20 protein-coding genes, 1 tRNA gene and 1 pseudogene are annotated in these 26,589 nt (G+C 72.6%); 13 read left to right on the forward strand and 9 right to left on the reverse strand.

Annotated elements, in window-relative coordinates:
- The first annotated feature begins 22 nt into the window (after positions 1-22).
- The 7 genes from ACFZAT_RS18280 (at position 23) to ACFZAT_RS18310 (ending at position 11,665) form a co-directional block, all read left to right on the forward strand.
- Entirely contained in the window at positions 23-1,351 is a 1,329-nt protein-coding gene (locus ACFZAT_RS18280) for a VWA domain-containing protein (protein WP_391265238.1), read from the forward strand.
- Positions 1,352-1,457: 106 nt separating this feature from the next.
- Positions 1,458-2,840: an FHA domain-containing protein gene (locus tag ACFZAT_RS18285; protein ID WP_391265239.1), complete on the forward strand. Its 1,383-nt coding sequence runs from the start codon at positions 1,458-1,460 to the stop codon at positions 2,838-2,840.
- 86 nt (positions 2,841-2,926) lie between these two features.
- Positions 2,927-3,331, forward strand: coding sequence for a globin (locus tag ACFZAT_RS18290; RefSeq protein ID WP_073965576.1), 405 nt, complete (start codon positions 2,927-2,929; stop codon positions 3,329-3,331).
- A 172-nt stretch (positions 3,332-3,503) separates the two neighbouring features.
- Entirely contained in the window at positions 3,504-6,827 is a 3,324-nt protein-coding gene (locus tag ACFZAT_RS18295; protein ID WP_391265240.1) for an FtsX-like permease family protein, read from the forward strand.
- 1 nt (position 6,828) lies between these two features.
- The gene (locus ACFZAT_RS18300; RefSeq protein ID WP_391265241.1) at positions 6,829-9,615 is read left to right on the forward strand and encodes an FtsX-like permease family protein; all 2,787 of its coding nucleotides are present in this window, start codon (positions 6,829-6,831) and stop codon (positions 9,613-9,615) included.
- On the forward strand, positions 9,612-10,574 hold the full coding sequence (locus ACFZAT_RS18305) for an ATP-binding cassette domain-containing protein (protein ID WP_391265242.1): 963 nt from the start codon (positions 9,612-9,614) through the stop codon (positions 10,572-10,574). Before ACFZAT_RS18300 ends, ACFZAT_RS18305 begins: the two co-directional genes overlap by 4 nt.
- A gap of 41 nt (positions 10,575-10,615) precedes the next feature.
- Positions 10,616-11,665 (forward strand): DUF2804 family protein, encoded by a 1,050-nt coding sequence (locus tag ACFZAT_RS18310; protein ID WP_391265243.1) that lies wholly within the window; start codon positions 10,616-10,618, stop codon positions 11,663-11,665.
- A gap of 24 nt (positions 11,666-11,689) precedes the next feature.
- Here the strand turns inward: ACFZAT_RS18310 and ACFZAT_RS18315 are convergent, their stop codons facing one another.
- The 7 genes and pseudogenes from ACFZAT_RS18315 to ACFZAT_RS18345 all read right to left on the reverse strand — a co-directional run bounded on the left by ACFZAT_RS18315 (position 11,690) and on the right by ACFZAT_RS18345 (position 20,640).
- Positions 11,690-12,376 carry a hypothetical protein gene (locus tag ACFZAT_RS18315; protein ID WP_391265244.1) on the reverse strand — a complete coding sequence of 229 codons (687 nt, stop codon included), beginning with the start codon at positions 12,374-12,376 and terminating at the stop codon, positions 11,690-11,692.
- Entirely contained in the window at positions 12,373-12,795 is a 423-nt protein-coding gene (locus ACFZAT_RS18320) for a thioesterase family protein (protein WP_026171908.1), read from the reverse strand. The genes ACFZAT_RS18315 and ACFZAT_RS18320 overlap by 4 nt, the downstream gene beginning before the upstream one ends.
- A 5-nt stretch (positions 12,796-12,800) precedes the next feature.
- Positions 12,801-14,465 (reverse strand): energy-dependent translational throttle protein EttA, encoded by a 1,665-nt coding sequence (ettA, locus tag ACFZAT_RS18325; protein ID WP_073965149.1) that lies wholly within the window; start codon positions 14,463-14,465, stop codon positions 12,801-12,803.
- Positions 14,466-14,681: 216 nt separating this feature from the next.
- Positions 14,682-16,052 (reverse strand): LAETG motif-containing sortase-dependent surface protein, encoded by a 1,371-nt coding sequence (locus tag ACFZAT_RS18330; RefSeq protein WP_391265245.1) that lies wholly within the window; start codon positions 16,050-16,052, stop codon positions 14,682-14,684.
- A gap of 556 nt (positions 16,053-16,608) precedes the next feature.
- Positions 16,609-16,989 (reverse strand): annotated as a pseudogene (locus ACFZAT_RS18335) (single-stranded DNA-binding protein); the annotation flags it as partial.
- A gap of 100 nt (positions 16,990-17,089) precedes the next feature.
- Positions 17,090-18,991, reverse strand: coding sequence for a GTPase (locus ACFZAT_RS18340; RefSeq protein ID WP_391265246.1), 1,902 nt, complete (start codon positions 18,989-18,991; stop codon positions 17,090-17,092).
- Positions 18,988-20,640, reverse strand: a complete 1,653-nt coding sequence (locus tag ACFZAT_RS18345) for a dynamin family protein (protein ID WP_391265309.1) — start codon at positions 20,638-20,640, stop codon at positions 18,988-18,990. The genes ACFZAT_RS18340 and ACFZAT_RS18345 overlap by 4 nt, the downstream gene beginning before the upstream one ends.
- A gap of 318 nt (positions 20,641-20,958) precedes the next feature.
- Between ACFZAT_RS18345 and ACFZAT_RS18350 the strand changes: the two genes are divergently transcribed.
- Positions 20,959-21,031, forward strand: a tRNA-Arg gene (locus ACFZAT_RS18350).
- A 668-nt stretch (positions 21,032-21,699) separates the two neighbouring features.
- On the opposite strand, the gene ACFZAT_RS18355 is transcribed toward ACFZAT_RS18350, so the two are convergent.
- A complete protein-coding gene (locus ACFZAT_RS18355) occupies positions 21,700-21,960 on the reverse strand; it encodes a hypothetical protein (protein ID WP_391265247.1) in 261 nt (86 codons plus the stop codon).
- A gap of 593 nt (positions 21,961-22,553) precedes the next feature.
- Here ACFZAT_RS18355 and ACFZAT_RS18360 point away from each other — a divergent pair.
- From ACFZAT_RS18360 to ACFZAT_RS18380, 5 genes are read left to right on the forward strand one after another with little or no spacing between them, the layout of a single operon-like run.
- Positions 22,554-22,937 (forward strand): DUF4357 domain-containing protein, encoded by a 384-nt coding sequence (locus ACFZAT_RS18360; RefSeq protein ID WP_391265248.1) that lies wholly within the window; start codon positions 22,554-22,556, stop codon positions 22,935-22,937.
- A gap of 43 nt (positions 22,938-22,980) precedes the next feature.
- Complete coding sequence (locus ACFZAT_RS18365; RefSeq protein WP_391265249.1) at positions 22,981-23,904, forward strand: ABC-three component system protein; 924 nt, start codon at positions 22,981-22,983, stop codon at positions 23,902-23,904.
- Entirely contained in the window at positions 23,901-24,191 is a 291-nt protein-coding gene (locus tag ACFZAT_RS18370) for an ABC-three component system middle component 6 (protein ID WP_391265250.1), read from the forward strand. The genes ACFZAT_RS18365 and ACFZAT_RS18370 overlap by 4 nt, the downstream gene beginning before the upstream one ends.
- Entirely contained in the window at positions 24,169-24,387 is a 219-nt protein-coding gene (locus ACFZAT_RS18375; protein WP_391265251.1) for a hypothetical protein, read from the forward strand. The genes ACFZAT_RS18370 and ACFZAT_RS18375 overlap by 23 nt, the downstream gene beginning before the upstream one ends.
- 35 nt (positions 24,388-24,422) lie before the next feature.
- Positions 24,423-25,910 (forward strand): ABC-three component system protein, encoded by a 1,488-nt coding sequence (locus ACFZAT_RS18380; RefSeq protein ID WP_391265252.1) that lies wholly within the window; start codon positions 24,423-24,425, stop codon positions 25,908-25,910.
- Between the two features lie 149 nt (positions 25,911-26,059).
- On the opposite strand, the gene ACFZAT_RS18385 is transcribed toward ACFZAT_RS18380, so the two are convergent.
- Entirely contained in the window at positions 26,060-26,257 is a 198-nt protein-coding gene (locus ACFZAT_RS18385; RefSeq protein WP_391265253.1) for a hypothetical protein, read from the reverse strand.
- Between the last annotated feature and the right edge of the window lie 332 nt (positions 26,258-26,589).

Genomic DNA, 26,589 nt, shown 5'->3' on the forward strand with positions numbered 1-26,589 from the left:
GGAGCCTCAAGGAGCCGATCAGATGGCCAACTTCTCCAAGTCGAACGTGCCGCAGTTCTCCGTCGAGGTGTACCAGAACGAGTTCCTGCCCGAGGGCGGCCGGGAGGTCAACGGCATCATCACGGTCACCTCGACCGGGGGCGGCACCACCGGGGGCGTGCCGCTGCCGGGACAGGCCGCCGGAGCCGCCGTGGTGATCATGGTCGACTGCTCGGGTTCGATGGACTACCCGCCGACCAAGATGCGCAACGCCCGCGACGCGACGGCGGCGGCCGTGGACACCCTGCGCGACGGCACCTCGTTCGCCGTGGTCGCCGGGACGCACGTGGCCAGGGAGGTCTACCCGGGCAACGGCCGGCTCGCGGTCGCCGACCCGCGGACCCGGGCCGAGGCCCGGGAGGCGCTGCGCCGGCTGAGCGCGGGCGGCGGCACGGCGATCGGGACCTGGCTGCGGCTGGCGGACCGGCTGCTCGGCGCGGCGGACGTGGACATCCGGCACGGCATCCTGCTCACCGACGGCCGCAACGAGCACGAGTCGCCCGAGGACCTGCGCGCGGCGCTCGACGCCTGTGCGGGCCGCTTCACCTGTGACGCCCGCGGGGTCGGCACCGACTGGGAGGTGAAAGAAGTCACAGGGATCGCCTCGGCGCTCCTGGGCACCGCCGACATCGTCGCCGACCCGGCCGGGCTGGCGGCGGACTTCACGCGGATGATGGAGAACGCCATGGGCAAGGAGGTCGCGGACGTGGCGCTGCGGCTCTGGACCCCGGTCGGCGTGGAGATCCAGTTCGTGAAGCAGGTGGCGCCGACGGTCGCCGACCTGACCGGCCGCCGCACCGAGGCGGGCCCCCGCGCCGGGGACTATCCGACCGGTTCCTGGGGCGACGAGTCCCGCGACTACCACGTGTGCGTCCGGGTCCCGGAGGCCGGTATCGGGCAGGAGATGCTCGCCGCCCGGGTCTCGCTGATCCTTCCCGACCCGTCGGGCGGGGCGCCGCAGACGCTCTCGCAGGGGCTGGTACGGGCGGTGTGGACGGACGACATGGTGGCGTCGACCTCGATCAATCCGCAGGTGGCGCACTACACGGGCCAGGCCGAACTGGCACAAGTCATCCAGCAGGGGCTCGATGCCCGCAAGTCGGGAGACTTCGACGGGGCCACGGCCAAACTGGGCCGAGCGGTGCAGTTGGCGTCGGCGTCCGGGAACGAGGACACTGCGAAACTGCTTTCGAAGGTGGTAGACGTCGTCGATGCGGCGACGGGTACTGTGCGACTGAAGGCGAAGGTCGCGGAAGCGGACGAGATGACTCTCGAAACGCGCTCCACGAAGACGGTCCGCGTCAAGAAATAACCACATATCCGCAACGATCAGCCGCCCGCCGGTTCAGGTCCGCCGGGCGGCGGAGCACGCCACATGACGGCCTGCGGGCCGGAGAAGGAGAGGGGGAAGCGCCGACATGCCGACCTGCCCGAACGGACACCAGTCGGGTTCCGAGGACTGGTGCGAGGTCTGCGGCCACCGCATGACCGGGGCGGGTGCGCCTGCGGGTGCGGTCCCCCCGCCGCCTCCCCCACCGCCCGCACACGGTTACGGATACCCCCGGCCGCACGACCCGGACGCGACCGCCCAGGCCGAGCTGTGCCCGCAGTGCCGCACGCCGCGCGAGGCGATGGCGCCGTACTGCGAGGAGTGCCGCTGGAACTTCCTCACGAACACGGCGACGTCCTACACCCCGCTGGCCCCCCGCCACAACATCCCGGGCGACCCCGGCCCGGCGGGCAACCGGCCGTCCGGCTTCCCGGCGCAGCAGCAGCCGCCCGGCCCGCCGCAGTCCCGCGACCCCTTCGACTACCAGGGCTCCCGCCCCTCCCAGATGAACCGGTCCGCCGAGCCCCTCTCCACGGGCCCGGGCCAGTCCGGCCACCAGGGCCAGGGGCAGCCGCCCTTCGGCCAGGGCCCGCAGGGCGGCCCGCCGCCGTTCGGCCAGGGCGGCCCCGGACAGCAGGGCCCCGGCCCTCAGGGCCCCGGTCCGCAGGGCCCCGGCCCCGGTCCGCAGGGCCGGCAGGGGCCGCCGCCCCCGCCCCCGTACCAGCAGGGTCCGCAGGGCGGCCCGCAGAGCTCGCCGCCGCCGTTCCAGCAGCAGGGCGCGCCGCCCGCCTTCCAGCAGCACACGGCGCCCCCGCCGGCCCCGCCGCGCTCCGACGGCGACGACTGGCTGCTGTCCCCGCCGTCGCAGCCCGCGCCCCCGCCGGGCCCGGGCCCGCAGCCGCCGTTCCCGGGTCAGCAGGGCCCGGGTCCGCACGGCCCCGGGCCGCAGGGTCCCGGCCAACACGGCCCGGGTCCGCAGCACGGCGGCCCCCAGGGCCCCGGCCCCGGACAGCACGGCGAACCCGGTCCGCAGCACGGTCCCGGTCCCGGCCGGCCGCCGCTGTCCAACAACTGGACCGCGTTCATCGCGCCCGACCGTGACTACTTCCTGGCGATGATGCAGCGCAGCGGCCCCGAGGCGACCGGGCTCAACCTGCCCGCGTACTCCCCGGAGCAGCAGCTCGCGCTCACCGGCGGACAGATCACGATCGGCCGCCGCCGGCACAGCACGGGCGAGTCCCCGGACATCGACCTGTCGGTGCCGCCGGAGGACCCGGGCGTCTCCCACCAGCACGCCGTGCTGGTGCAGCAGCCGGACGGCAGCTGGGCCGTGGTCGACCAGAACTCCACCAACGGCACGACGGTCAACGGCGCCGAGGAGCCGATCCAGCCCTACGTCCCCGTTCCGCTCCAGGACGGCGACCAGGTGCATGTCGGCGCGTGGACGACGATCACGGTCCGCCGGGACTGATCAACGGCGCGCGACCGAGCGGCCGGTGAGGAGGGAAGCCTCTCACCGGCCGCTCCGTCGCGCCGCACGTCTGCGACCATGGACGGGTGACTGAGATTCCGCGCGACACGGTGCAGGAGCTGACCTTCTACGAGCAGGTCGGTGGCGAGGAGACCTTCCGGCGCCTGGTCCACCGCTTCTACCAGGGCGTCGCCGAGGACCCGCTGCTGCGGCCGATGTACCCGGAGGAGGACCTCGGTCCCGCCGAGGAGCGGTTCGCTCTGTTCCTCATGCAGTACTGGGGCGGGCCGCGCACCTACAGCGACCGGCGCGGGCACCCCCGGCTGCGGATGCGGCACGCGCCGTTCCGGGTGGATCGCGCCGCGCACGACGCCTGGCTGCACCACATGCGCGTCGCGCTGGACGAGCTGGGCCTCGCCCCGGAGCACGAGCGCACGCTCTGGGACTACCTCACCTACGCGGCCGCCTCGATGGTGAACACCGACGGCTGACCTCCGGTCACGGACCGCCCGCATCCGTGCGGAATCCGGTAATCCGCGGCCGGATAGCGGTCACGAATGCATCAAGTTGTACCCGTAAGCGGTTTCCACGGGCACGGGCCGTCTGACAGCATCCAGACAACGCCGGGGGGCGCGCGTGCGGTGAGTGGTGACTGGGGGGCAAGTGACGGGGTTCGTCTTTCTGCGGGTGAGGGCGCACCGGCTCCTCCTCGCGGCGGCCGTGCTGGCCGTGCTCCTGACCACCTCGGTCCTGGCCGCGCTCACCGCGTTCTCCGGTTCCGTCGGCGACGCCGCGCTGCGCCACACGCTCACCCACCGCTCCGCCGTGCCCGCCTCGCTGGTGGTCTCCGCGCAGCTGGAACCGGCCGAGCGCCGGCCGGCCGACGCGGCGGCGCGCCGGGCCGCCCGGGAGACCTTCGACGGACTGCCGGTGACCGTGCGGAAGCTGGAGGCGTCCGGCCCGTACGCGCTGCCGCGCAGCCTCCAGGACCCGGCCGCCCGGCGCGGTGACCCCGACCTCACGCACTTCGCCTCGCTGGACCGCAGCCGCGTCCGCCTCACCGCCGGCCGCATGCCCGCCGCCGGAGCGGGGAAGAGCGGCGCCCCCGTCGAGGTGGCCCTGCCCGCGTCCGCCGCGGAGGCCCTGTCACTGAAGCCCGGCGCCCGGCTGAGGCTCACCGACCGGCTGGGCGGCAAGCCGGTGGACGTGACGGTCACCGGGCTCTACAAGGCAGCCGACCAGGCCGATCCGTACTGGCAGCTGGACGCGCTCGGCGGGCGCGGAGTCCGCAAGGTCGTCTTCACCACGTACGGTCCCCTGCTCACCGACCCCGCCGTGCTCGGCTCGGGCCGGACCAGCCCGGGCGAGATGTCCTGGCTGGCGTCCGCCGACTTCCGCCCGGTCACCACGGACCGGATGGCGGCGCTGCGCGACGCGGCGACCGCCGGCCCCAAGAGGCTGCTGGCCGCCCCCGAGTTCCAGGACGGGGGCACCGCGCGGACCTCGCTGCCCACCGTCCTGGAACAGATCGACCGCGCCCTGCTGGTCTCCCGCTCGACGCTCACCATCGTGGCCGTGCAGCTCGTCCTGCTCGCCGGATACGCCCTGCTCCTCGTGGCCCGGCTGCTCAGCAGCGAGCGCGCGGGCGAGACCGAGCTGCTGCGGGCGCGCGGTGGTTCGCGGGCCCGGATCACCTGGCTCGCCTCCGCCGAGGCGCTGCTCCTCGCGCTGCCGGCGGCCGTCGTCGCGCCTCTGCTCTCCGGCCCGCTGACCCGGCTCCTCGCGGACCGCGGCGAGCTCTCCCGGATCGGGCTCCGCCTGGACACCGGTGTCACCGGCCAGGTCTGGCTGGTCGCCGCCGTCACCGCGCTGGCCTGCGCGCTCGCGGTCGTGGCGCCCGCCCTGACCGCCGGCGGCACGGGGCGGCGCACCACGCGTTCCGCCGCGCTGCCGGGCCCGGTGCGGGCGGGCGCCGACCTCGCGCTGCTGCTCGTAGCGGCGGTGGCGTACTGGCAGCTGGACCGGCAGACGAAGGGCTCGGGGAGCGGCGCGCTCAGCGGGGACCGGTCGGGCGGGCTCGGGATCGACCCGCTGCTGGTGGCCGCGCCCGCACTGGCGCTGCTCGCCGGCACCGTACTGACGCTGCGTCTGCTGCCGCCCGCCGCCAGGCTCGCGGAGCGGCGCGCGTCCGGCGGGCGGGGGCTGGCGACGGCCCTGGCGGGCTGGCAGTTCAGCCGCCGGCCGCTGCGCGGGGCCGGGCCCGTGCTGCTGCTGGTCCTCGCGGTGGCGATGGGCATGCTGGCGATCGGCCAGAGCGCGTCGTGGAACCGCTCGCAGAGCGACCAGGCCGACTTCCGGTCCGGAGCCTCGGTCCGCATGACCGCCGGGATCAACGCGGACCCGGCGAAGGCACCCGCGTACGGGCAGCTGCCGGGTGTCCGTGCGGCGGCGCCCGCGTTCCGTACGACCGTCGGCCTCTCCGGCGAGCGCACCGCCGAGATCCTGGCCCTGGACACCGCGCACGCCGACGAGCGGATGCTGATGCGCGGCGACCTCGGGAACGGTCCGGTGGCGGGGCTCTTCGACACGCTGACCCCGCCGAAGGCCGCCCGCGTCGGGCTGCCGCTGCCGGAGCACAGCACCCGGCTCCACTTCGACGTACGGATATCCGCCGACGGGGCCCCCGGCAAGGTCTCGCCGTCCGGCATGACCGCCCGGGTCTCCGTCCTCCTGGAGGACCGCTACGGCCTGCCCTACCAGGTCGTCGCCGGGTCCGTCCCGGCCGACGGGAGGGCGCACCCGCTCTCCGTCGCCGTGGCGGCCGCCGGGGGGTTCGCCGTCACCGGGATCGAGCTGACCGGCAAGCAGCCCGTGGGCCGCGCGGAGTCGCGCCGGCTGGCCGTGACCGCGCTGCGGACCACCGCCGCCGACGGCACCGAGCGCCCCGTCCCGGTCCCGGACGGCTTCCGCTGGCAGGGCGAACGGACCGAGGACTCCCTCGTGGAGGAGCCGAAGCCGGGCGTGCCGCTCACCCCCGCCGCGTCCGCCGCGACCCCCCTCGCCGTGGGCTACTCCACCGGATCGGTGACCGCCGAGGACGCGGCGTACGCGATCCCCACGATCGGCGTCCGGCTCACCGCCGCCCGCCCCGAGGCCCCGGCCCTGAACGCCGTCGCCACGGACGCGTACCTCAAGGCGACCGGGGCCGGGCCGGGGCAGGCGGTCGACGTGACGCTGGCCGGCGAGACGGTGCGGGTGACGATCAGCCGGACCGTGCACCGGCTGCCCACCACCGGACCCGGCTCGGGCTCCTCCACCGCGTCGGCCGAGTCCCAGCGGGCCAGGGACGGCGGGGCGCTCCTGCTGGACCTGCGCGCACTCGGCGAGGTCTTCGCCGCCCGCCCCACCGCCCGGCTGACCGCCACGGAGTGGTGGCTGAGCACCGAGCCCGGCCGGACGGCGGACGTGGCCGCCGCGCTGCGCGCACGGCCCGACACCGACCCCGTCCAGGTCCAGGTGCGCGACGAGATCGCCGACGAGCTGGTCACCGACCCGCTGGGGGCGGGCCCGCAGTCCGCGCTGCTCGCCGTCGCGGTGATCGCCGCCGCGCTGGCCGCGGTCGGCTTCGCGGTGGCCGCGACCGGCTCGCAGCGGGAACGCGCCGCCGAGTTCGCCGTGCTCAGGGCGCTGGGCACCCCGCGCCGCCAGCTGGCCCGGATGACCGCCGCCGAGCAGGGCGTCCTGATCGCGATCGCGCTGCTGGTCGGGGCGCTGCTCGGGGCCCTGCTGACCCGGGCGGTGGTGCCGTTGATCGTGCTGACCGGTCAGGCCGCCCAGCCGGTGCCGCCGGTCCTGGTCCAGCTGCCGCCCGGACAGGTCGCCGCCCTGCTGGCCGGAGTCGCCGCCCTGCCCCTCCTCATCGTCGCCGCCCTGGCCCTGCGCCGCGCCGACCCCGCGACCTCGCTGCGCACCCAGGGGGACAACTGACATGAGCGCCCGCCCCGCCACCGCCTGCGCCCCCTGGGTGCGCACCCGGCTGCGCACGGCACCCGGCACCGCCTGCGCGTTCGCGCTGCTGGTGCTGGTGACCGCGTTCCTCGCGGCCGCCTTCCCGCGCTCCGTCGACGCGTACGAGACGAAGGGGCTGCGCCACGACCTCGGCGCGGCGACCCCGGCGCACAGCGTGCTGGAGCTGAAGGGCCCCCAGCCCGGCCTCGAACTGCGCCCGGCGGCGCGCGAGGCCGCGGTGCGCGAGGACACCATGGCCGCCGCCCACGCGCAGGTCCTGAAGCGGCTGCCCGCTCCGCTGCGCGCCGACACCGCCGAATCGGCGTACGGGGTGCGCACCTCGACCCCGATCGCGGCCGGCGAGCCGTGGTTCCCGCGCCCCTACGGCCTGGACCCGGCCCTCACGTACGTCACCCAGTCCGGGCTGTCCTCCCACGCCACCCTGCGCACCGGCAGCTGGCCGGCCACGCCCGGCACGGTGTCGATGACCACCGGGGAGGTCCAGGCCGCCGTCACCGAGGAGACCGCGAAGGCGCTGCGGATCAGGACCGGCGCGACGATCGCCGTCCCCACCCGGGGCGAGGACACCCTGACCGTACGGATCACCGGCATCGTCGCCCCGAAGAACCCGGCGGGCTCCTACTGGTCGTCCGAGCCGCTGCTGCGGACGCCCTCGCTGGTGGCCAAGCCCACCAAGGACACGCCCCGCTACTACTGGATCGCGGCGCTGCTCCTGCCGCCGGACGCCGCGCCCGCCCTGCTCGCCACCGCCGGACAGCCCGAGCTGTACTGGCGGATCGCCCCGGACGTCTCGCGCCTCACCGCGCTGGACGTGCCGGAGCTGCGGACCTCCGTGGCCTCGCTGGAGGGCGGTCCCGGGCTGCTGGCCCTGCGCGACGTGGCCGGTGCCACGGTGAGCATGGCGACGGACCTGGACGAGATCCTGACGGGGTACGACGGGATGCGGTCGGCGATCCAGCCGGTCGTCACCGTCGCCGCCGTCGGCATCGGTGCGGTCGCCGTCGTCGTCCTGCTGATGACGGGCGGGCTCCTCGCGAGCCGCAGACACGCCGAACTCGCCCTGCTGCGGGCCCGGGGCGGCTCCCTGCGGGGCATCGGTGGCAGGCTCCTCGCCGAGACGGCGGTCGCCGCGGTGCCCGCCGGGGCGCTGGGCCTGCTGCTCGCCGCGCTCACCGTGGGCGAGGCCCGGCTGTGGCCGGCCGCGGTCGGCGCCGGGGCGGTCGTCGTGCTGGTCTGCGCCGCGCTCCCGCTGCGCACCGCGCTGCGACACCGCACCCCGCAGACCCACGTCGGCCGGGACGACCTGGCGACCGCCCGCCCGTCCCGGCGGCGCACCGTCGCCGAGCTCACGCTGCTCGTCCTGGCCGTGGGCGCGGTCCTCGCGCTGCGCCGGCGCGGCACGGACGCGGAGGGCGGCACCGACCTGCTGGTCAGCGCCGCGCCGGTCCTGGTCGGGCTGATCGCGGCGGTGGTGCTGGTCCGGCTCTACCCGCTGCCGCTGCGGCTGGCCCTGCGCTCGGTGTCCCGGCTGCGCGGGGCGGTCGGCTTCCTGTCGCTGGCCCGGGCCGGCCGCACCTCGGCCGCCGGCACCCTGCCGCTGCTGGCCCTGCTGGTCGCGCTGACCACGGCCGCGTTCGGCGGATCGGTGCTCGCGGGGGTCGCGGACGCCCGCGACGACGCCGCCGTCCTGGCCACCGGCGCGGACGCCCGGGTCACCGGAGAGGCCGACTCCGTACCGCTGTCGGCCGGTCTGGTCCGCGCGGTGGAGAAGGCCGAGGGGGTACGCGGATCGGCCCGGGTCCAGGTCGAGTTCGGGGTGGCCCTGCCGGCCGCGGGCGACGGCACCCAGGACGCCAAGGGCACCACCCTGGTCGGCGTCGACCCGGCGACGTACTCCGCGCTGGCCCGCTCCACCGGGCTCGGCCCGTTCCCCGCCGACCGGCTGCGGGCGAAGAGCGCGGGGGCGGCACCGGACGAGGGCCGCGTCGTGCCCGCCCTGGTCTCGCCGTCCGTCGCCGAACGCCTCGGCGGCCGGCCGCTCGGCCTGCGCGCGCTGGCCGGGAACTTCCAAGTGAAGGCCGCCGCAACGGTCACCCGCACGCCCGCCGTGGACGGCAGCTCCTTCATCGTCGTGGACGCCGCCGCGTTCACCCACCGGCAGACCACGGCGCTGCTGCTGACCGGTTCCGGGCTGGACGCGAAGGAACTGCGCGCGGCGGCCCGGCACCCGGACGAGAAGATCGCCGTACAGCTGCGCTCCGAGGAACGTGCCACGTACGTCGACACGCCGATGCAGTCCGGGGCGGAGCGGATCTATCTGGCGGCGATCATCGCGGGCGCCGGATACGCCCTGCTCGCCGTCCTGCTCTCGCTGCTCCAGACCGCACCGGAGCGCACCACGCTGCTGGCCCGGCTGCGCACCATGGGCCTGACCTCCCGGCAGGGCGGCCGGCTGCTGGGCTTCGAGGCCCTGCCGCAGGCGCTGCTCGCGGCGGTCGGCGGGCTCCTCGTCGGCTGGGCGACCATCGCCCTGCTGGCCCCTGGGGTCGACCTCGTACACCTGGCACTCTCGTCCGGCTCCGGCACCGGCCCGCTGGACACCGCGCCGCTGCGCACCGATCCGTGGTCGCTGGTCCTCCCGGCGCTCGGTGTCATCGTGCTCACCGGGGCGGTGGCCGGGGTGCAGGCGTGGTGGGCCGGCCGCCGCGGATCGATCACCGAACTCAGGGCAGGAGACTCCCGATGACGACGCCGTCGACCGATTCCACGCTGGCCGAGCTCGAACAGCGGGCCACCGCCCGGCGCGACCGGCCCTCCTACGGCCACGACGCACTGATCGCCTGCGACCGGCTGGTGCGCATCTTCACCACGGACGGGGTGGAGGTGCAGGCCCTCCAGGGCCTCGATCTGCTGGTGGAGAAGGGCGAGTTGCTGGCGCTGGTCGGCGCGTCCGGCAGCGGCAAGTCGACGCTGATGAACATCCTGGCGGGCCTGGACGAGCCCACGGCCGGGGCGGCGAAGGTGGCGGGCTGCGACCTGCTCTCCATGGGGCAGAAGGAACGCCTCCGCTACCGCCGGGACGTGGTCGGCTTCGTCTGGCAGCAGACCGGCCGCAACCTGCTGCCGTATCTCACGGCGATCCAGAACGTCACCCTGCCCATGCAGCTGCGCGGCCGGGGCCGCAACCGCGAACGGACCGCCCGTGCCGAGGCGTTGCTGAAGATGCTGGAGGTCGAGGACTGCCGCGACCGGCGCCCGCGGCAGATGTCGGGCGGCCAGCAGCAGCGGGTGGCCATCGCCGTCTCGCTCGCCAACTCCCCCTCGGTGCTGCTCGCCGACGAGCCGACCGGCGAACTCGACTCGGCCACCGGCGAGCAGGTCTTCGCCGCGTTCCGCCGGGCCAACGAGGAGCTGGGCACGACCATCGTGATCGTCACCCATGACCAGGCGGTGGCCGACGAGGTGCGCCGTACGGTCGCGATCCGCGATGGCCGCACGTCCTTCGAGGTGCTGCGCCGCACCGAGGTCGACGCGGCGACCGGGCAGGAGTCCCAGGTCGCCCGCGAGTACGCGATGCTCGACCGCGCTGGACGGCTGCAGCTGCCCGCCGATTACACCGAGGCGCTGGGCATGGAGCACCGGGTGGTGCTGGAGCTGGAACAGGACCACATCGGGGTGTGGCCGGACGGCCCGAAGGGCGAGTGACCGCCCCGGTGGGCCGGGTGACCGGCCGTTAGGATCCGGCCATGACGACGTTCGAACGCGAGATCACCGGGCCGGTCGACCTGTGCCTGCCGGACGGCCGCCTCGACCCGGCGGCGGTCGGCTGGTCGCGGACCCCGCTGCATCGCGCCAATCTGCGCGGCTGGGGCCGGACGAAGCGCTGGGAGTACTGGTGCGTCACGACGCCCACCCATCTGGTGGCGCTGACCGTCGGCGATCTGGACTTCCTCGCCCTGAACAGCGTCTACCTGCTGGAGTACGCGCCCGGCGGCCTGGAGCTGGAACGTACGGCGATCCTTCCCGGCGGCCTCGGCGCCCGCCTCCCCGAGACCGTGGCCGGCTCCCCCGGCGCCCCGGACGTGGTGACGGGCCCGGCGCGCCCGACGGGCGGCAAGGTGCGCGTGGAGATCCGCGACGAGCCGGGCGGCACCCGGCTGCGGGCCCGCTGTCTGACCCCGGAGCGGGTGCCGGTGGAGGTGGACCTCCTGGTCGCCCGGCCGGCGGGCCACGAATCGCTCTCCGTCGTCGTGCCGTGGAGCAGCCGCCGCTTCCAGTACACCTCCAAGCAGACCGCGCTGCCCGCCTCCGGCCGGGTCCGGGTGGGGGGCGAGTTCCTGGACTTCGACGGGGACGACACCTGGGCCGTCCTGGACCACGGCCGGGGCCGCTGGCCGCGTACGGTCCGCTGGAACTGGGGCGCCGCGTCCGGCCGCACCGACGGGCACACCCTGGGCGTCCAGCTCGGCGGGCAGTGGACGCTGGGCACCGGCTCCACGGAGAACGCGCTCTGCGTGGACGGCCGGCTCAGCAAGATCGGCGAGGAACTGGACTGGCGCTGGTCGGCCTCGGACCCGCTCCGGCCGTGGACGGTCCGCACCCCGCTGACCGGGCAGGTCGACCTGACGTTCACCCCGTTCCACAACCGCCGCGTCCGCACCGAGGCGGGGGCGCTGGCCAACCGCACCGACCAGTTGTTCGGCCACTACGACGGCACGGTCCGCGCGGACGACGGGACCCGGATCGCGGTGGAGCGGCTGCTGGGGTGGGCGGAGGACGTGCGGATGCGGTGGTGAGCGGGGCTTCGCAGAACGCGGGATTCAGCCCGTTACGGAGACGGCGAGGTTGCCCAGGCCACCCGCCGCGCCGGCCCTGCGCAGGGCGACGGAGCCGTACGGGGTGCGCAGGCGCAGCCAGCTGCCGGCTGCCAGGAGGGCGACCGGGAAGGCGGGGTCGGCGCGCAGGAAGCCGAGGGACTGGGCGGCGTGCACCGCGCGGAGCGGGAGTTCGGTGCTCGCGAGGGTGCGCGACCAGATGTCGTGGCCGATGCGGTCCCGCTCGGCGCGGGTGCGCCGGTCCTCGGGCAGGGCCTCGTCGCGGACCCGGAATTCGTTGACGGCGGCGGTGAGCGCGGCGCGCAGGGCGACGGGGCCGGGCAGCCCGGCCCGCTCCCGCCAGCCGCCGCGCGGGGGGAGGACACCGGCCCAGGGCGGTCCGGTGACCGGCGCGGGCAGGACGGCGGCGCCCGGGCCTTCGTCCGGCAGGGCCTCCAGGAGGTCGCCGGCCGACACGGTGACGTCGAGGTCGTGCGGGTCGGCGAGCCGGGCCGTGCGGATCGCCAGCACGTCGAAGGACGGGGGCCTGCCGAACACGGCGAGCGCGCCGCCGCCCGCCTGGAGGCGGACGGCGGCGGCACGGTCGTAGTGGAGCAGCCGGCCGAGGAAGGCGCCGAGATCGGCGGCCTCCCTCGCGTCGGCGAACCGCAGCGACTCTACGGATACGGTCATACCGCGGCGGGCTCCTCGGCCAGGTACTCCTGGAGGAACCGCTTCTCCTCCGGGGAGATGCGCCGGGGGCGCTCGGCGGCCAGGTCGTACGGCACGACGACCGTCGAGGCGCGTACGTAGACCTGGTCCGGGTCCTTGATCTCGTAGGCGATCGTCAGGGACGCGGCGCCTATCTTCGTGACCCAGGACTCGACGGTCACCGGCCGGTGCCGGTGGACCAGGGGCCGTACGTAGTCGATCTCGTGCCGCGCCACGACCGAACCGCCCGCGAAGGACGGCGAGCCGTCCCCGGGCGCCAGCCGGAACATGAAGTCGATCCGCGCCTCCTCCAGATAGCGGAGGAAGACCACGTTGTTGACGTGGCCGAAGGCGTCCATGTCCGACCAGCGCAGCGGGCAGCTGTAGATGTGACGAGCCAAGACGATCAGCCTCGCGTGAGCTTCTTGTACGTGGCGCGGTGCGGGCGGGCCGCGTCCGGGCCGAGGCGGTCGATCTTGTTCTTCTCGTACGACTCGAAGTTGCCCTCGAACCAGTACCACTTGGAGTCGCCCTCGTACGCCAGGATGTGCGTGGCGACGCGGTCCAGGAACCAGCGGTCGTGGGAGATGACCACGGCCGCACCGGGGAACTCCAGGAGGGCGTTCTCCAGGGAGGACAGGGTCTCGACGTCGAGGTCGTTGGTGGGCTCGTCGAGGAGCAGCAGGTTGCCGCCCTCCTTGAGCGTCAGCGCCAGGTTGAGGCGGTTGCGCTCACCACCGGAGAGGACACCGGCCGGCTTCTGCTGGTCCGGGCCCTTGAAGCCGAAGGCGGAGACGTACGCCCGCGAGGGCATCTCGACCTGGCCGACGTTGATGTAGTCCAGCTCGTCCGAGACGACGGCCCAGAGGGTCTTCTTCGGGTCGATGTTGGCGCGGGACTGGTCGACGTAGGAGATCTTGACCGTGTCGCCGACCTTGATGGAGCCGCTGTCCGGCGTCTCCAGGCCCTGGATCATCTTGAACAGCGTGGTCTTGCCGGCGCCGTTCGGACCGATGACGCCGACGATGCCGTTGCGCGGCAGCGTGAACGACAGGTCCTCGATGAGGACCTTGTCGCCGAACGCCTTCGACAGGTTCTCGACCTCGACCACGATGGAACCGAGGCGCGGCCCCGGCGGGATCTGGATCTCCTCGAAGTCCAGCTTCCGCATCTTGTCCGCCTCGGCGGCCATCTCCTCGTAACGGGCGAGACGGGCCTTGGACTTGGTCTGGCGCCCCTTGGCGTTGGACCGCACCCACTCCAGCTCTTCCTTGAGCCGCTTCTGGCGCTTCTCGTCCTTGCGGCCCTCGACCTTGAGGCGGGCGGCCTTCTTGTCGAGGTACGTGGAGTAGTTGCCCTCGTACGGGAGCGCGCGGCCGCGGTCCAGTTCGAGGATCCACTCGGCGACGTTGTTGAGGAAGTAGCGGTCGTGGGTGACGGCCACGACGGCGCCCGCGTACTTGGAGAGGTGCTGCTCCAGCCAGTTCACCGACTCGGCGTCGAGGTGGTTGGTGGGCTCGTCGAGGAGCAGCAGGTCGGGCGCCTCGATGAGGAGCTTGCAGAGCGCGACGCGGCGCTTCTCGCCACCGGAGAGGTTGACGACGGGCCAGTCGCCGGGCGGGCAGCCCAGGGCGTCCATGGCCTGCTCCAGCTGGGCGTCCAGGTCCCACGCGTTGGCGTGGTCCAGGTCCTCCTGGAGCTTGCCCATCTCGTCCATGAGCGCGTCCGAGTAGTCGGTCGCCATCAGCTCGGCGACCTCGTTGAAGCGCTTGAGCTTCCCCATGACCTCGGCGGCGCCGTCCTGCACGTTCTCCAGGACCGTCTTGTTCTCGTCGAGCTCCGGCTCCTGCATGAGGATGCCGACGCTGAAACCGGGCGACAGGAACGCGTCACCGTTGGACGGCTGCTCCAGGCCCGCCATGATCTTCAGCACCGTGGACTTACCGGCGCCGTTGGGCCCCACGACACCGATCTTCGCGCCGGGCAGGAAGTTCAGGGTGACGTCATCGAGGATCACCTTGTCGCCGTGCGCCTTGCGCGTCTTGCGCATGGTGTAGATGAACTCAGCCAAGAGAAACCGTCCGGCAATCGATGTGTGGGCAGATACACCCCATCTTGCCTGACGGCCGCCTCTTGACGGAAACCGGTCCGGTGCGCGATACGCGCGGTCCCGGGTCGCGGTACGCGTGGGGCGGGCGGGGTGACGGGGCGGGGGTGCGCGAAGGCCCCGGCGGGCCGAAGCCTGCCGGGGCCTTGATCAGTGCGTGTGACGGTGTGCTACCGCTGGTCACTCACTGGCGGTGCGGCCCTTGCGGCGCAGGAGCACCACCGCGCCGCCGCCGACGACGACCAGGGCGATGGCGATGCCCGCGATCATCGGGGTGGCGCTGGAGCTGCCGGTCTCGGCGAGGTTGGTGTCGTCGCCGCCCGTGCTGCCGCCGGCCGTGGCCGTGGTCGTGGTGGGCTTGTCACCACCGGTCTGGGTGTCGGTGCCACCGGTGCTGCTGCCGCCGGTGCCGCTGCTCGTGGTCTTGCAGTCCAGGACGCCCTTGAAGGTCTTGGAGAAGCCGCCCGGGCCGGTGACCGTGACGTCGTACGCCTGGTCCTCGGCGACGGGCACGGTGACGGTCACGGTCTTGCCCGCCTCGACGGTGTTCTCCTTGCCGTCGAGCTGGAAGGTGAACGCCTCGTCGCCCTGGTTGCCGACGGTGATGTCGACGCCGCCCTTGTCGCAGTTCTTCTCGGCGGTGGCCGTCGGGATCGGGCCCTTCTTGGCCCAGCTGGCGGTGGCGGTCGCGGAGACCGTCGACTCGCTGGAGCCGGCCAGGATCTGGGTCTGGCTCTTGGTGACCCCGGCGAAGGCGCGGCCGACCGGGACGGAGGTGGCGGCCTGGACGGTCAGCGAGGCGTTGCCCTCGTCGGAGCCGGCGGGCACGTCGAAGTAGAGCTGGTCGCCGTCGGACGCCGTGGTGACGGGCTTGCCCTCCTTGTCGGTGACCTTCACACCGCTGGCGAGGTCCGCCGGCGGAGTCACCGTGGCCTGGCCGGCGTTGGTGCGGACGGTGACCGGGCCGACACGCTCACCGGAGCGGCCGGAGACCGCGACCGGGTCGAGCGCCAGGGACGCCTTGGGCTCGGCGATGTCGGTGGCGGACTTCTGCAGCCAGTCCGCGAGCTTCTCCGCCTGCTCGTCCTGGGCGGTCACGTCGACGTGGTCGGAGAAGCGCCAGATCGCGACCTGGGTGCCGGCCGCCGCGGTCTTCTCGGTGAGCGCGCCGGTGCCGGCCGCCTCGGCGAGCTTCGAGAGGTCGTTCACCTGCGGGTAGGAGTGCTGCAGGACCCAGAGGATCTTGCCGGCGTCCTTGTTGCTGCCGAGCGAGGTCTGGTTCCAGGGGGTCTCCAGGTACTTCGCCTGGTCCTGGGTGTGGTTGTGGATGTCGATGCAGTACGTCTTGAGCGTGCCGCCCCCGTCGACGTTCATCTCGAACAGGCCGGCGGACACCTTGTCCTGCTTGCCGCCGTCGTGGACGTAGGCGGTGTCATACGTCTTGAGACCGTCCAGCACGGCGGTGGCCCCGCCCTGGTGCGCGGGCACCTCGTCGGCCGTCGCGGTGCCGGCGCCGACGAGGGCTCCGGCCACGACGAGGCCGGACGCCATCGCGGAAGCGGTCAGCCGGGCTATGCGCCCACGCCGTGCGTTCGGGGCCGTCGCCTTGGAAGACGAAGCGGTCGCTGAAGAAGCAGAAAACACTTATTTCCCCTCCGGGCGAGACCCTCGCGCCCGGTACGCGTGTGGGGATTGTCCCGCCTGCTACTCAAGTGCCTTGTGAGTACGGGGAGATCCTATGGACCGAGCCATGAACAGTCCCCCGTCATACCATCCGACAACCATTCCGAATCGCAATCGTTATCACGTGCCACGCGCGCCCTGTTGCCCCCACCGGCCCCGGCGCGCGCGCTCATCACGCGGTCACCAGGCCGGAGTCGGGCTTCCGGGCTGCGGCTCCGCTCCTCTGACGCACCGTCCGCCGTCGGGCGGCCGGCCGCTCCGCCACCACCGGCTCCTTGGACGCCTCCCCGCCGGCCGCCGGTTCGCCCCCGTTCACCGCCTCCTCGGCCCCACCGTCCTCGCCCCCGCCGTCCCCGGTCCGCTCCTCCGGCGCCTCCCGCACCGCCCACGGATCGGCCCCCGCCGCGACCGGCGCCGGACCGTACCTCGACGTCAGCCCCGGCTCGCCCCTGACCACCCGGCGGAACGCGGCGGTGCCCCGGGTCAGATCGTGGCCGACCGCCACCGCCTCGATGTCCACGAAGGTCCGGCGCTGCCCCTCCAGCTCCTCCTCGCGCACCTTCAGCCTGCCGTGCACCACCAGCGGCTCCCCCACCGCGACCGAGCCCGTCAGATTCTGGGCCAGCGTGCGCCACGCCCACACGGTGTAGAAGCTCGTGTGCCCGTCGGCCCAGGCCTCCTTGACCCGGTCCCACCGCCGGGGCGTCACCGCGAACCTGAACCGGGCCATGCCCCCGCTCGCCGTCTCCCGGAACTCCACCGCCGTCGCCGCGTTGCCCACCAGCGTCACCAGGGTCTCGTTCATGACTCCGCCTCCCCTTCGCCCGGATCCCGTGGCCGCGCCGTACGCGCGGTCACCGGTCCCATGCTGGAGGGGAGGCGGAAATCCTGCTGGGGGCTGTGGACTAACGGCCCGTTGTGGAAAACTCCGTCACCGCCACATAGCGTTCCCGCACTTCGCGGTAGCGCATCAGCTCGGCCGCGACCGGATCGAGCACCCTGGCCCGGCCGCAGGCCGCCGCCGCCTCGCGCAGCCGCCGTTCGGCCTCCTGCCCGTAGCGCCGGGCGGGGCCCCGGGCCGCCGCCGCGCACGACCACTCGACGAGCGGGCCGCCCACGATGCCCCCGAGCATCACCAGAGCGGGCGTCAGCAGCCCCGGCTCCAGCACCCCGATGATCTGACCGGCCAGCCACAGGCCGCCGAAGATCTGCACCAGCGTCATAGCGACCTGCGCCAGGACCGCCGCCGGCCACCACGCGGGACGCGGCGGCCTCCCGGCGGCGCGCCCGCCCCGGCCCCTGCCCGCCGGGCCGCCCGCGGGCTCCGACGCCGTCGCGCACACCGCACCGCCGCCCGCGCCCCGCACGGCCGTCTCGCCGCCCGCCACCCGCCCGGCCAGTTCGTCCAGCGCGTCCGGCAGCCCCTGCGCCCCGTGCACCGCGGCCTCCCGCACCGCCTGTGCCCAGGGCCCGGGCAGTCCGGCGGCGGCGTCGTCCGCGACCGTGCGCACGGCCTGCTCCACGCGCTGGCGAGCGGTGAGCCGTTCCTCGGGCGGGGCGGCGAGCGGGACCCGGTCCCGGCTGCCCGGCCGCCGGGCCGCCTCGTACCAGCGCCACAGCCGCAGCCACGGCGTGCCGCAGGCCCGTCCGGCGTTGCGGCGCCACTCGCGTTCGGCCGCCTGGCCCGCCGCGGCCGCGCCCACGGCCTCCGCGAGCCGGTCCGTGAACTCCTCCCGGGCCCGCTCCCCCAGACCGGGCCGCCCCTCGGCGACGTACACCGGGCGGAGCCTGGCCGCCGCGGCGTCCACATCGGCGGACAGGCGCCGCGTGGCCGCCGTGCGGTCCTGGACGAACCGGCCCAGCAGCTCCCGCAGTTCGCCGACGCCCTCACCGGTCAGGGCGGACAGCGGCAGGACGGTCGCTCCGGGCTCGCCGTGCTCGCCGAGCGCCATGCCGTCCTCGTCCAGCAGCCGCCGCAGGTCGTCCAGGACCTGGTCGGCGGCCTCGCCCGGAAGCCGGTCGATCTGGTTGAGCACGACGAAGGTGACCTCGGCGTGGCCGGCCAGCGGGCGCAGATAGCGCTCGTGCAGGGCGGCGTCCGCGTACTTCTCCGGGTCCACCACCCAGATCACCGCGTCGACCAGCGCGAGCACCCGGTCGACCTGGTCGCGGTGGCCCTTGGCCGCCGAGTCGTGGTCGGGCAGGTCGACCAGGACCAGGCCCTGGAGCGCCTCGTCGGCCGCCGCGCCCGGCGCCGGCCTGCGCCGGAGCCTGCCGGGCACGGCGAGGCGGTCGAGCAGTCCGGCGGCCCCGTCGGTCCAGGAGCAGGCGAGCGGGGACGAGGTGGTGGGGCGGCGCAGGCCGGTCTCGGAGAGCTGGGCGCCGGTCAGCGCGTTGAAGAGGGCCGACTTCCCACTGCCGCTCGCCCCGGCGACGGCGACGACGGTGTGCCGGGAGGAGAGCCGCTGGCGGGCCGCCGCCTCGTCCAGCACCCGGCCCGCCTCGGCGAGCGCGGCCCGGTCCAGACGGGCCCGGGAGAGGCCGACGAGCTCGCGCAGGGCGTCCAGACGCGGCCGGAGCGGGCTGCCGGAGTCCACGTACGCCTCGACCTGCGGCCGTCCGCCGTCCTCCTCCTCGGGAATCTCGTCCGGGGTCTGCTCGGCCTCCTTGCGGTCGGCCTGCGCGCGCCGGGCGATCAGCCCGTCGTCCCAGCCGGTGCCGGGGCGCGAGGCGCCGGAGTCCGACGCGTCGGACAGCTGCTCCCCGGTCCCGCCCTGCCCCGGATTCTCGTCAGTGACGGCAGTCATCGCTGCCACCTCTCCTTCTGCAGTAGGGACAGCGCGGCAATGAGTTCGGCCTGCGGCTCGGGGGCCACGTCGAGGGTGTCTAGGGGGGCGAGCCGCCGGTCGCGTTCGCCGTTCAGCACGTGGTCGAGGCAGTTGGTGAGCAGCGCGCCGCCCTTGTCGCGCAGCCGCAGCGCGCCCTGCACGCCCATGCGTTCGGCGAGTTGTTCGCCGGCGGTGCGGGCGCGGCGTCCGCCGAGCAGGGCGGCGGCCAGCAGGGCGGCGACGGTCTCGGGGTCGGGGGCGGTGTTGCGCTCCATCAGGCGCAGTTCCTCTTCGGCGAGTTCTTCGAGGATGCGGCGCCACCTGCGTACGGTCATGTCGATCCGGCCCCGGATGTCCTCGGCCGGTCCCCAGCCGCCCTCCTCGCGGCCCGCCGCCTCGAAGGCGAAGGCCGAGGCCGCGGGCTCCTTGCGCCAGACGGCGCGGATCTGCTCGTCGGCGGCGGCGACGCCGCACTCCAGGAGCGCGGCCAGGCTCTCGACCAGCGCGTCGAGCACTTCCTCGGAGGTGCTGTACGTGGGGTAGCCGCGCCACCTGGTCCGGGCGTCGCCGGCGAGCGCGCCGCCGTTCTTCAGCCTGCGCCGGAGCCGGGCGCCCTCCTTCCCGTACGCCTCCTCGACCACACCGGTGAGCCGTACGGCGGCGGCGTACTGCGCGGCGACGGCGCCGGCGAGCGCGGGCATCCGGACGTCGAGGGAGTCGATGACCCCGGCGGCGGTCCGGCCGACGGCCTGCTGGCGGGCGGCGGGGTCCTGGGCGCGGTGCGCGAGCCAGGCGCGGAGCGGGGCGACGGCGGTGGTGGGCAGGAGGCCCCTGCCGCCGCCCGCCGATTCGGGCAGTTCGGGGATGGTGAACCGGGGCACCTCGCCGAGCCCGGCCTTGGTGAGCAGGGCCCCGTACTGCCGGGAGACCTCGGCGATCACCTGGTGCGGGACGCGGTCGAGGACGGTGACCAGCGAGGCGTTGTACTCCTTGGCGGTACGCAGCAGATGCCAGGGCACGGCGTCGGCGTACCGGGAGGCCGTCGTGACCATGACCCAGATGTCGGCGGCGCAGATGAGTTCGGCGGCCAGGACCCGGTTGCGGACGACGAGGGAGTCGATGTCGGGGGCGTCCAGCAGGGCGAGCCCGCGCGGCAGCCCGGGGGCGGTCTCGACGCGCAGCGCGGTGCCCTCCTCGGCCGCGTGGCCGTCGGGTCCTTCGAGGTCGTCGCACTGGCCGGGCTCGGCGTACTCCTCGGGCGGCAGCCAGACCCGGGTGAGCTGCGGCAGCACCCGTACGCCCGCGAACCAGTGCTGGTCGTCCGGGTGGCAGACCAGGACGGGCGTGCGGGTGGTGGGCCGCAGCACCCCGGCCTCGCTGACCCGGCGCCCCACCAGCGAATTGACGAGCGTCGACTTGCCGGCGCCGGTCGACCCGCCGATGACGGCGAGCAGGGGCGCCTCGGGGTCCTTGAGCCGGGGCAGCAGGTAGTCGTCGAGCTGGGCGAGCAGCTCGGTCCGGGTCTGCCTGGCGCGGGGGGCTCCCGGGAGCGGGAGTGGGAGACGCACGGCGGCGACACAGTCGCGCAGGGCGGAGAGTGCGTCGATGAGCTGAGGCCGTACGTCCAAGGTCACCACATGCGAAGAATGCCCAATTTTGGCGCCTTTTTGAAGCGTATAGCCACCTCTGCGCGCCGGTTCCCCCGTCCGGACAGAGGGGATGAGTGGGGCGCAGGCATAACGAGTGCACAACACCCGTGGCGTGAAGCGCCAAAAGCGGTGCGTGATCCGGGCCTACCTGCGATTATCGTCTCGCTTCACCGAACCTCCACATCGTGCCACGCAGGTGAAGCAACGAGGTCGAGCCGATCGGAGCCCTATCCTTGTCCCGGCAAGGTCACGTACCGCCCGGGTCCCGGGGCTTCTGACCACCGCAGCCACCACCCGGCCCCCGTAGCTCAGTGGATAGAGCAGGTGCCTTCTAAGCACTTGGCCGCAGGTTCGAGTCCTGCCGGGGGCGCACGTTTATGCAGGTCAGAGGACATTTTCAGCCCTCCGCAAGATCACTTGCGGAGGGCTTTTTCGTTGCCCAGGAGTGCACTTTGCCCGGTTTTCCACCCTCGCCTTGAGCTCCTCGTCCCACATACGTCCCCCGGTTCGGAAGGCATCCCACGGTCTGCCCACAGCCGCATGAGAGTAATACCTGTTCAGAGCCATTCTGACGGCCCTTCGGGCGTACACAGAGCGAGCGCCAAAGCGGCGCCTGCCCTGTTCGTATCTGCTGATTCAAGCTGCTGTACGCGACGCCGCCGAACCACGCAAGTCGCGGAGCCCGCAGCTGTGCATCGGCCACTCTCCCGGAGAAGCGCTTCGCCCTATAGCCCAAGACCCCGCCAGAGACGAGCCTCACCCCTCGTCATCTTCCCCTTCAGGTTCCGCGGTCAGCCCCGCCGCGTCCATGAGGTCCGGGTCCGAATCGTTGTCCGTCGTGCTCCCTTGGCCCTGCTCCACCGTGGCACCCCCGTCACTCCCGTTGAATTCTCATCACCCTCCGCGAGCATCGGAAGGACGTATGCCTGGGCCAGTCACGCCAGGTAAAGCGGGAGCAGCAAAGACAGCGCCGCGCCATGTGGTCACAACCGGGGCCCTCGCCCGCCCTGCCCGCCATCAGTGGGGGAGCTCTGGCGCTCAGCTGTAGCCAGTACAGTCGAGGCCGCGGGTGAGTTCCGGCGAGCTACCCTCGCCCCGCAACCAGGACGATCCGGCTACGGGGACGACTGACGGCGACGTCAGTTCGCCCTGCTTGCCCTCGGCCTCCTCGACGGCAACCGCCTGTCGCGCCGAGAAGAGGTCACGGTAGATGTCCACGGACTCGAACCCTTCGGCTAGCAGCCACAGCCCCTCGAACTGGTCCTCCGGCATCAGCGACCCGGACGTCTCCGGCTGCACCTTGCCGATGCGCCGCAGGCGGCGCGAGGCGTTACGTCGCCGATGCCGAGGTGGCTCGGCACGGTGTCCGACCACCCGGCAAACAAGAGCTTCGGCACTGCCTCGACCTCCCAGGCGAAGAGCGAGGTGGCCTGTCCATGACGGCCAGATCGCGAACTTCGAGACAACGGGTGGCTACGTCGGCGGAGTACAGCCACCGCTTGGTCCAGGACCACGCCTTGCCGCGGGAAACGACGCGACCAAAGACGAACACGTCACTGCCCTCGTTGCGCGAGCAGCATGATGCCTCGCGTCGGCCGGGAGGCGCGCAGCGGATCGCGGAAGCCAACCACAAATTTCGGATAAAGGCCTTTTACGCTGGAAATTGCCGGTTCATCAGTTGCTGAAACTTCCCCATCGCCTCGCGGGCCAGGTCCCGGGACGGCTCACGGAGCGAGCCCAAACCCTCCCAGAAGGTCTCGGCACTCGCGATCTGTAACCACGTCGTCATACGCACCCCACGCACCAGGGGTTGACAAACCGTCGCGGGACTGGTAATACTTTTTTTCTCGACACGATGCGGAGAGAAAAATCCTCCGAAGAAAGAGGGGTCGGTGTCCAAGCACAGCATCACCGTTGACGCAGAAGTCTTCGCGCGCCTGCAGCGCGAGGCCAAGCCGCTGATCGACACACCAAACAGCGTGCTACGACGCCTGCTTGCCCTGGACGAGGTAACGGTCCAGCCAGGCGCCCTCGCCAAGTTGATCGCTTCAGGACTGCTACGGCCGGGGCAGCGACTGACCTGGCGCCGCCGCAACCTAGGCCAGGAGCACCGCGCGCACATCACCGCCGAGGGAAGTCTTCGGCTGGATGACGGCCGGATCTGCACCTCGCCGTCCGGTGCGTGCGAGGCGGTGACCGGAGCAAAGGCCAACGGCTGGGATGCCTGGCACACGGACGACGGCACTTCCTTGAGCGCTCTTCGCGGCAGAGTCTGACCACTTCGACGGGGGAATCGACCACGTGGACTTCACTCAGCGCATGCTGGCACAGCTCACCCTGCGCCAGCAGCTCACCGATATACCGGGCGAGAGCTTCGAGCAGCTGATCCACAAGCTTCTGAGCCTGCGGCACCCCGACTTCGTGCCCGTACGCACACACGGAAATCTCGGCGACATGGGCGCCGACGGGCTCCTCCTGTGGGACCGGGTGCTCTGGGCGTGCTACTCACCGCAGACCGACGACATCGCCCGGGTCAAGCGCAAGTTCGCCTCGGATCTGGAGAAGGCGCTCGTGAAACGGCCGGATGCCTTCGACACCTTCCGCTTCGCGGTCAACGATCTCAAGAGCGTGCACCCGGAGTTGAGCGTGATGATGTCCGAAGCTCAGGAGAAGCTGCGCCCACGCCGAGTGGAGCACTACGGCTGGCACCGCCTGTGGAACGACGTCATGCGACTGGACAGAATCGCCACGGAAGATCTCCTCGGCTGTGAGCTGCCGGTCCAGGACAAGACGTACGGCATCGGACTCACCGATCTCGAGGCGCTGCTTGCCCGGCTCGGTGAGCAGCGGCGCACATCGCAGCCGCTCGCGGCCCTCCCTGAAGTCAACAAGTACAAGATCGAGTGGAACGGTCTGTCCGGTGACGTCCGCGGCGCGCTGATCCAGGGGATCGGGCATAGCCACCTCGTCGAGGGGTACTACGCCGGGCTCGGCGCACCGGACGAGGCGGACCGGGTCGCCCAGGGGTTCCGGGTGTACTACGACCAGGTCCGGGCCGACACCGATGACCAGGACAAGCTGTGGGCCGCACTGCAGGAGTACATCCTCGGAAACGCCGCACCGAGCCTGAACTCGATGTACTGCGCCTGGATCGTCGTCGCCCACTTCTTCCAGCGGTGCGACGTCTTCGACGTGCCACCCGACGGCTGGATTCCGGGCGCGGTGGACCGGAGCGCCGCGTGATCACGCCGACGAAGGGCATCTCCCCGGACCGCTCCCTGCTCGCCGTCGGTGCGCAGATCCTGCGGGTCCTCGACATGCCGATGACCGTTACCCAGACCTGGTCGAGATTCCGCGCCGAACGTGTCCGGCTCGGCCATCACTCTCCGGTCTCCTTCCAGTGGTTCGTCCTCGGGCTCGATGTGCTGTACGCGCTCGGTGTGATCGAATTCCGCGACGATCTGCTGACGAAAAGGCGAGCCGACTCGCCGACCAGAAGGAGGGACGATGCTGCGTCGTCTGAGCGCTGACGATCCTCGGTTCCGCCCCGTTGAGTTCCGGCGCGGCCTCAATCTTCTGGTCGCCGATACCCACCCCGGAGCAAGGAAGACGGACAGTCGCAACGGCACCGGCAAGTCCAGCCTGGTAGAGCTGCTGCACTTCGCCCTGGGGGCAAAGGCAGCCTGCCCGGCCACACCCGACTTCGGCGCACTCTCTTCACGCTGACCATGGACTGGCCCGGGCACGAGGAGCCGGTAAATGTGAGCAGGCGCGGTGCCCAGCAAGGCATCGTCCTGACCGACGCTCCAGACGGCACCGAGGGAGAGGCCGGAGAGCTCTTCGCGTTCAACCACGCTCGTGAGATGCCTGTGACGGAGTGGAGAACACGGATCGAGACGAACCTCTTCCGGCTGCCCGCCGACCACCCCGGCATCTCGGGGCGCGCCCTGCTGTCGCTTCTCATACGCCGCGTTGGATCACACGCCTTCAACGACCCGGTGCGGACCTACCCGCAGCAACCGACGGCAGAGGCCGCGGCCAACCTCGCCTACCTCCTCGGCCTGGACTGGCGGCTCGCCGCCGGCTACCGCGACATCGCCGCACGGGAAGCGACCCGACGGCAGCTGCGGTCGGCGATGAACGATCCGTCCTGGCACCAGGTCGTCGGCACGACGGCGGACCTGCGCGGACGGATCATCGTCGCGGAGGGCGACGTGAACCGGCTCCGCGAACAGATCGCCTCCTTCCACGTAGTGCCCGCGTACGCAGAACTTCAGGCGCGAGCCGACGGGTTGGACAAGAGAGTCCGCTCGCTCCCGGAGCAGGACGTGATCGACCGTCGAAACCTGGCGGAACTACGGCGGGCAGTGGAGGAGGCAAACGAACCAGACACGGCGTACGTGGACGCCATGTACCGGGAACTAGGCGTTGTTCTGCCCGACCGGGTACACCGCTCCTTCGAGGACGTACGGGGCTTCCACGCATCCATCGTCCGCAACCGCCGCCGCTACCTCGCCGACGAGATCGAAGAGACGCAGGCCAGACTCACGGCGCGCGAACACGAGCGTGCCCGTCTCGGTGAGGATCTCACCGAGACACTGAGCGCACTGCGCGACGGAGGTGCCCTCGACGGCCTCACGGCGCTCCAGCAGTTGCTTGCCCAGAAACAGGCGGCGCTCGAAGCTCTGCGCAAACAGCATGAGACGGCGCAGTTCATGGAGGCCAGCCAGCGGGAGATCACGGCGCAGCGCGTCGAGCTCCAGGAGGAACTGGAGCTCGACCTGGAGGAGCGCGGCGAGCAGACCCGGGAGGCCACGTGGCTCTTCGCCCGCTTCGCTCGCCGCCTCTACGGGCAGGACCGGCAGGCATACCTCACCATCAGAGCCGGCACCAGCAGCTTGGAAATCTCCGCACATGTCGACAGTCAAGGCAGCGTCGGCATTAATAAGATGGTGATCTTCTGCCTTGATCTCACGGCCGCAGTGATCGCCCTCCGCCACGACCGTGGGCCCGGATTCCTGGTCCACGACAGCCATCTCTTCGACGGGGTGGACGACCGCCAGGTGACTGAGGCGTTGACGCTGGCGTCCGAGGTCGCCGAGGAAGAAGGCCTCCAGTACATCGTGACGTTCAACTCGGACAAGCTGGAACGCACCCGCCTGGGCGGCTTCGACCCCTCTCCCTACCTCATCGAGCCCCGCCTGACCGACGCCTACGACGAAGGCGGACTGTTCGGATTCCGCTTCTGACTCGGCCATCGCACCTCGATGGCGGCACACGACCTACACCATCTTGTGTCCGGGTGGTGCGGGCGCACGCCCCAGCCATCGGCGAGCGCCTAGACACGGCGCTATGCATGCCCCGACTCGCCGGTACTGCCGGGGTGCTGTGGCGTCGGCTACCTGTCGCCCCAGGCGTCAGTGGCCTCGATCCGCAGTTCACTCCCGTCCAGGCGCCCCGTCCGGGCGAACGTCGAGGCGGGCCTCATCACCACGCACCCGGCCATGCAGGCGGCGTTCGCGGTCGGCTCGGCGATGAGGAGGATGACCGTGGTGATGCGGCCGCCGTCTTGAGGATCGTCCAGAGACTGGTGCACAGCGAGCCATCCCCCGGCGGCACGGCAGACGTGCGGGCGCGGCGACGGATAGTGGCTCAGGGAGACGTGAAGCTCCAGAGGTGGATGTGCGCGCCTGATCGAGGGAGCCACACCCCGGCCTCCTGGTTCACATCTCTTCCGTTGGGAGTACCCGACGCCGTGCGGAGCCTGACCGTCCGTCGGTGCGGGCAGACTGTCCGGGGCGGGCAACCTGGCTTGTACGGGTGTTGTCCAGCCGTAAGGTACGCAAGCGGCGCTCGGTGGGCAGGAGATTCACGGACGGCGCGGCTGGGCTGCGCCCCCTCTGCGCAACCTGGGTCCCGTGCCTCCCT

This window comes from Streptomyces sp. NPDC008163, from assembly GCF_042956885.1.
Taxonomy (GTDB): Bacteria; Actinomycetota; Actinomycetes; order Streptomycetales; family Streptomycetaceae; genus Streptomyces; species Streptomyces drozdowiczii_A.

Excerpts from the sequence above, each read along its gene's own strand:
- ACFZAT_RS18310 (WP_391265243.1), top strand. The coding sequence starts at position 10,616 with ATGACGACGTTCGAACGCGAGATCACCGGGCCGGTCGACCTGTGCCTG.
- ACFZAT_RS18285 (WP_391265239.1), top strand. The coding sequence starts at position 1,458 with ATGCCGACCTGCCCGAACGGACACCAGTCGGGTTCCGAGGACTGGTGC.
- ACFZAT_RS18315 (WP_391265244.1), bottom strand. The coding sequence starts at position 12,376 with ATGACCGTATCCGTAGAGTCGCTGCGGTTCGCCGACGCGAGGGAGGCC.
- ACFZAT_RS18365 (WP_391265249.1), top strand. The coding sequence starts at position 22,981 with ATGCTGGCACAGCTCACCCTGCGCCAGCAGCTCACCGATATACCGGGC.
- ACFZAT_RS18330 (WP_391265245.1), bottom strand. The coding sequence starts at position 16,052 with ATGGCGTCCGGCCTCGTCGTGGCCGGAGCCCTCGTCGGCGCCGGCACC.
- ACFZAT_RS18280 (WP_391265238.1), top strand. The coding sequence starts at position 23 with ATGGCCAACTTCTCCAAGTCGAACGTGCCGCAGTTCTCCGTCGAGGTG.
- ACFZAT_RS18305 (WP_391265242.1), top strand. The coding sequence starts at position 9,612 with ATGACGACGCCGTCGACCGATTCCACGCTGGCCGAGCTCGAACAGCGG.
- ACFZAT_RS18340 (WP_391265246.1), bottom strand. The coding sequence starts at position 18,991 with ATGACTGCCGTCACTGACGAGAATCCGGGGCAGGGCGGGACCGGGGAG.
- ACFZAT_RS18375 (WP_391265251.1), top strand. The coding sequence starts at position 24,169 with ATGCTGCGTCGTCTGAGCGCTGACGATCCTCGGTTCCGCCCCGTTGAG.
- ACFZAT_RS18300 (WP_391265241.1), top strand. The coding sequence starts at position 6,829 with ATGAGCGCCCGCCCCGCCACCGCCTGCGCCCCCTGGGTGCGCACCCGG.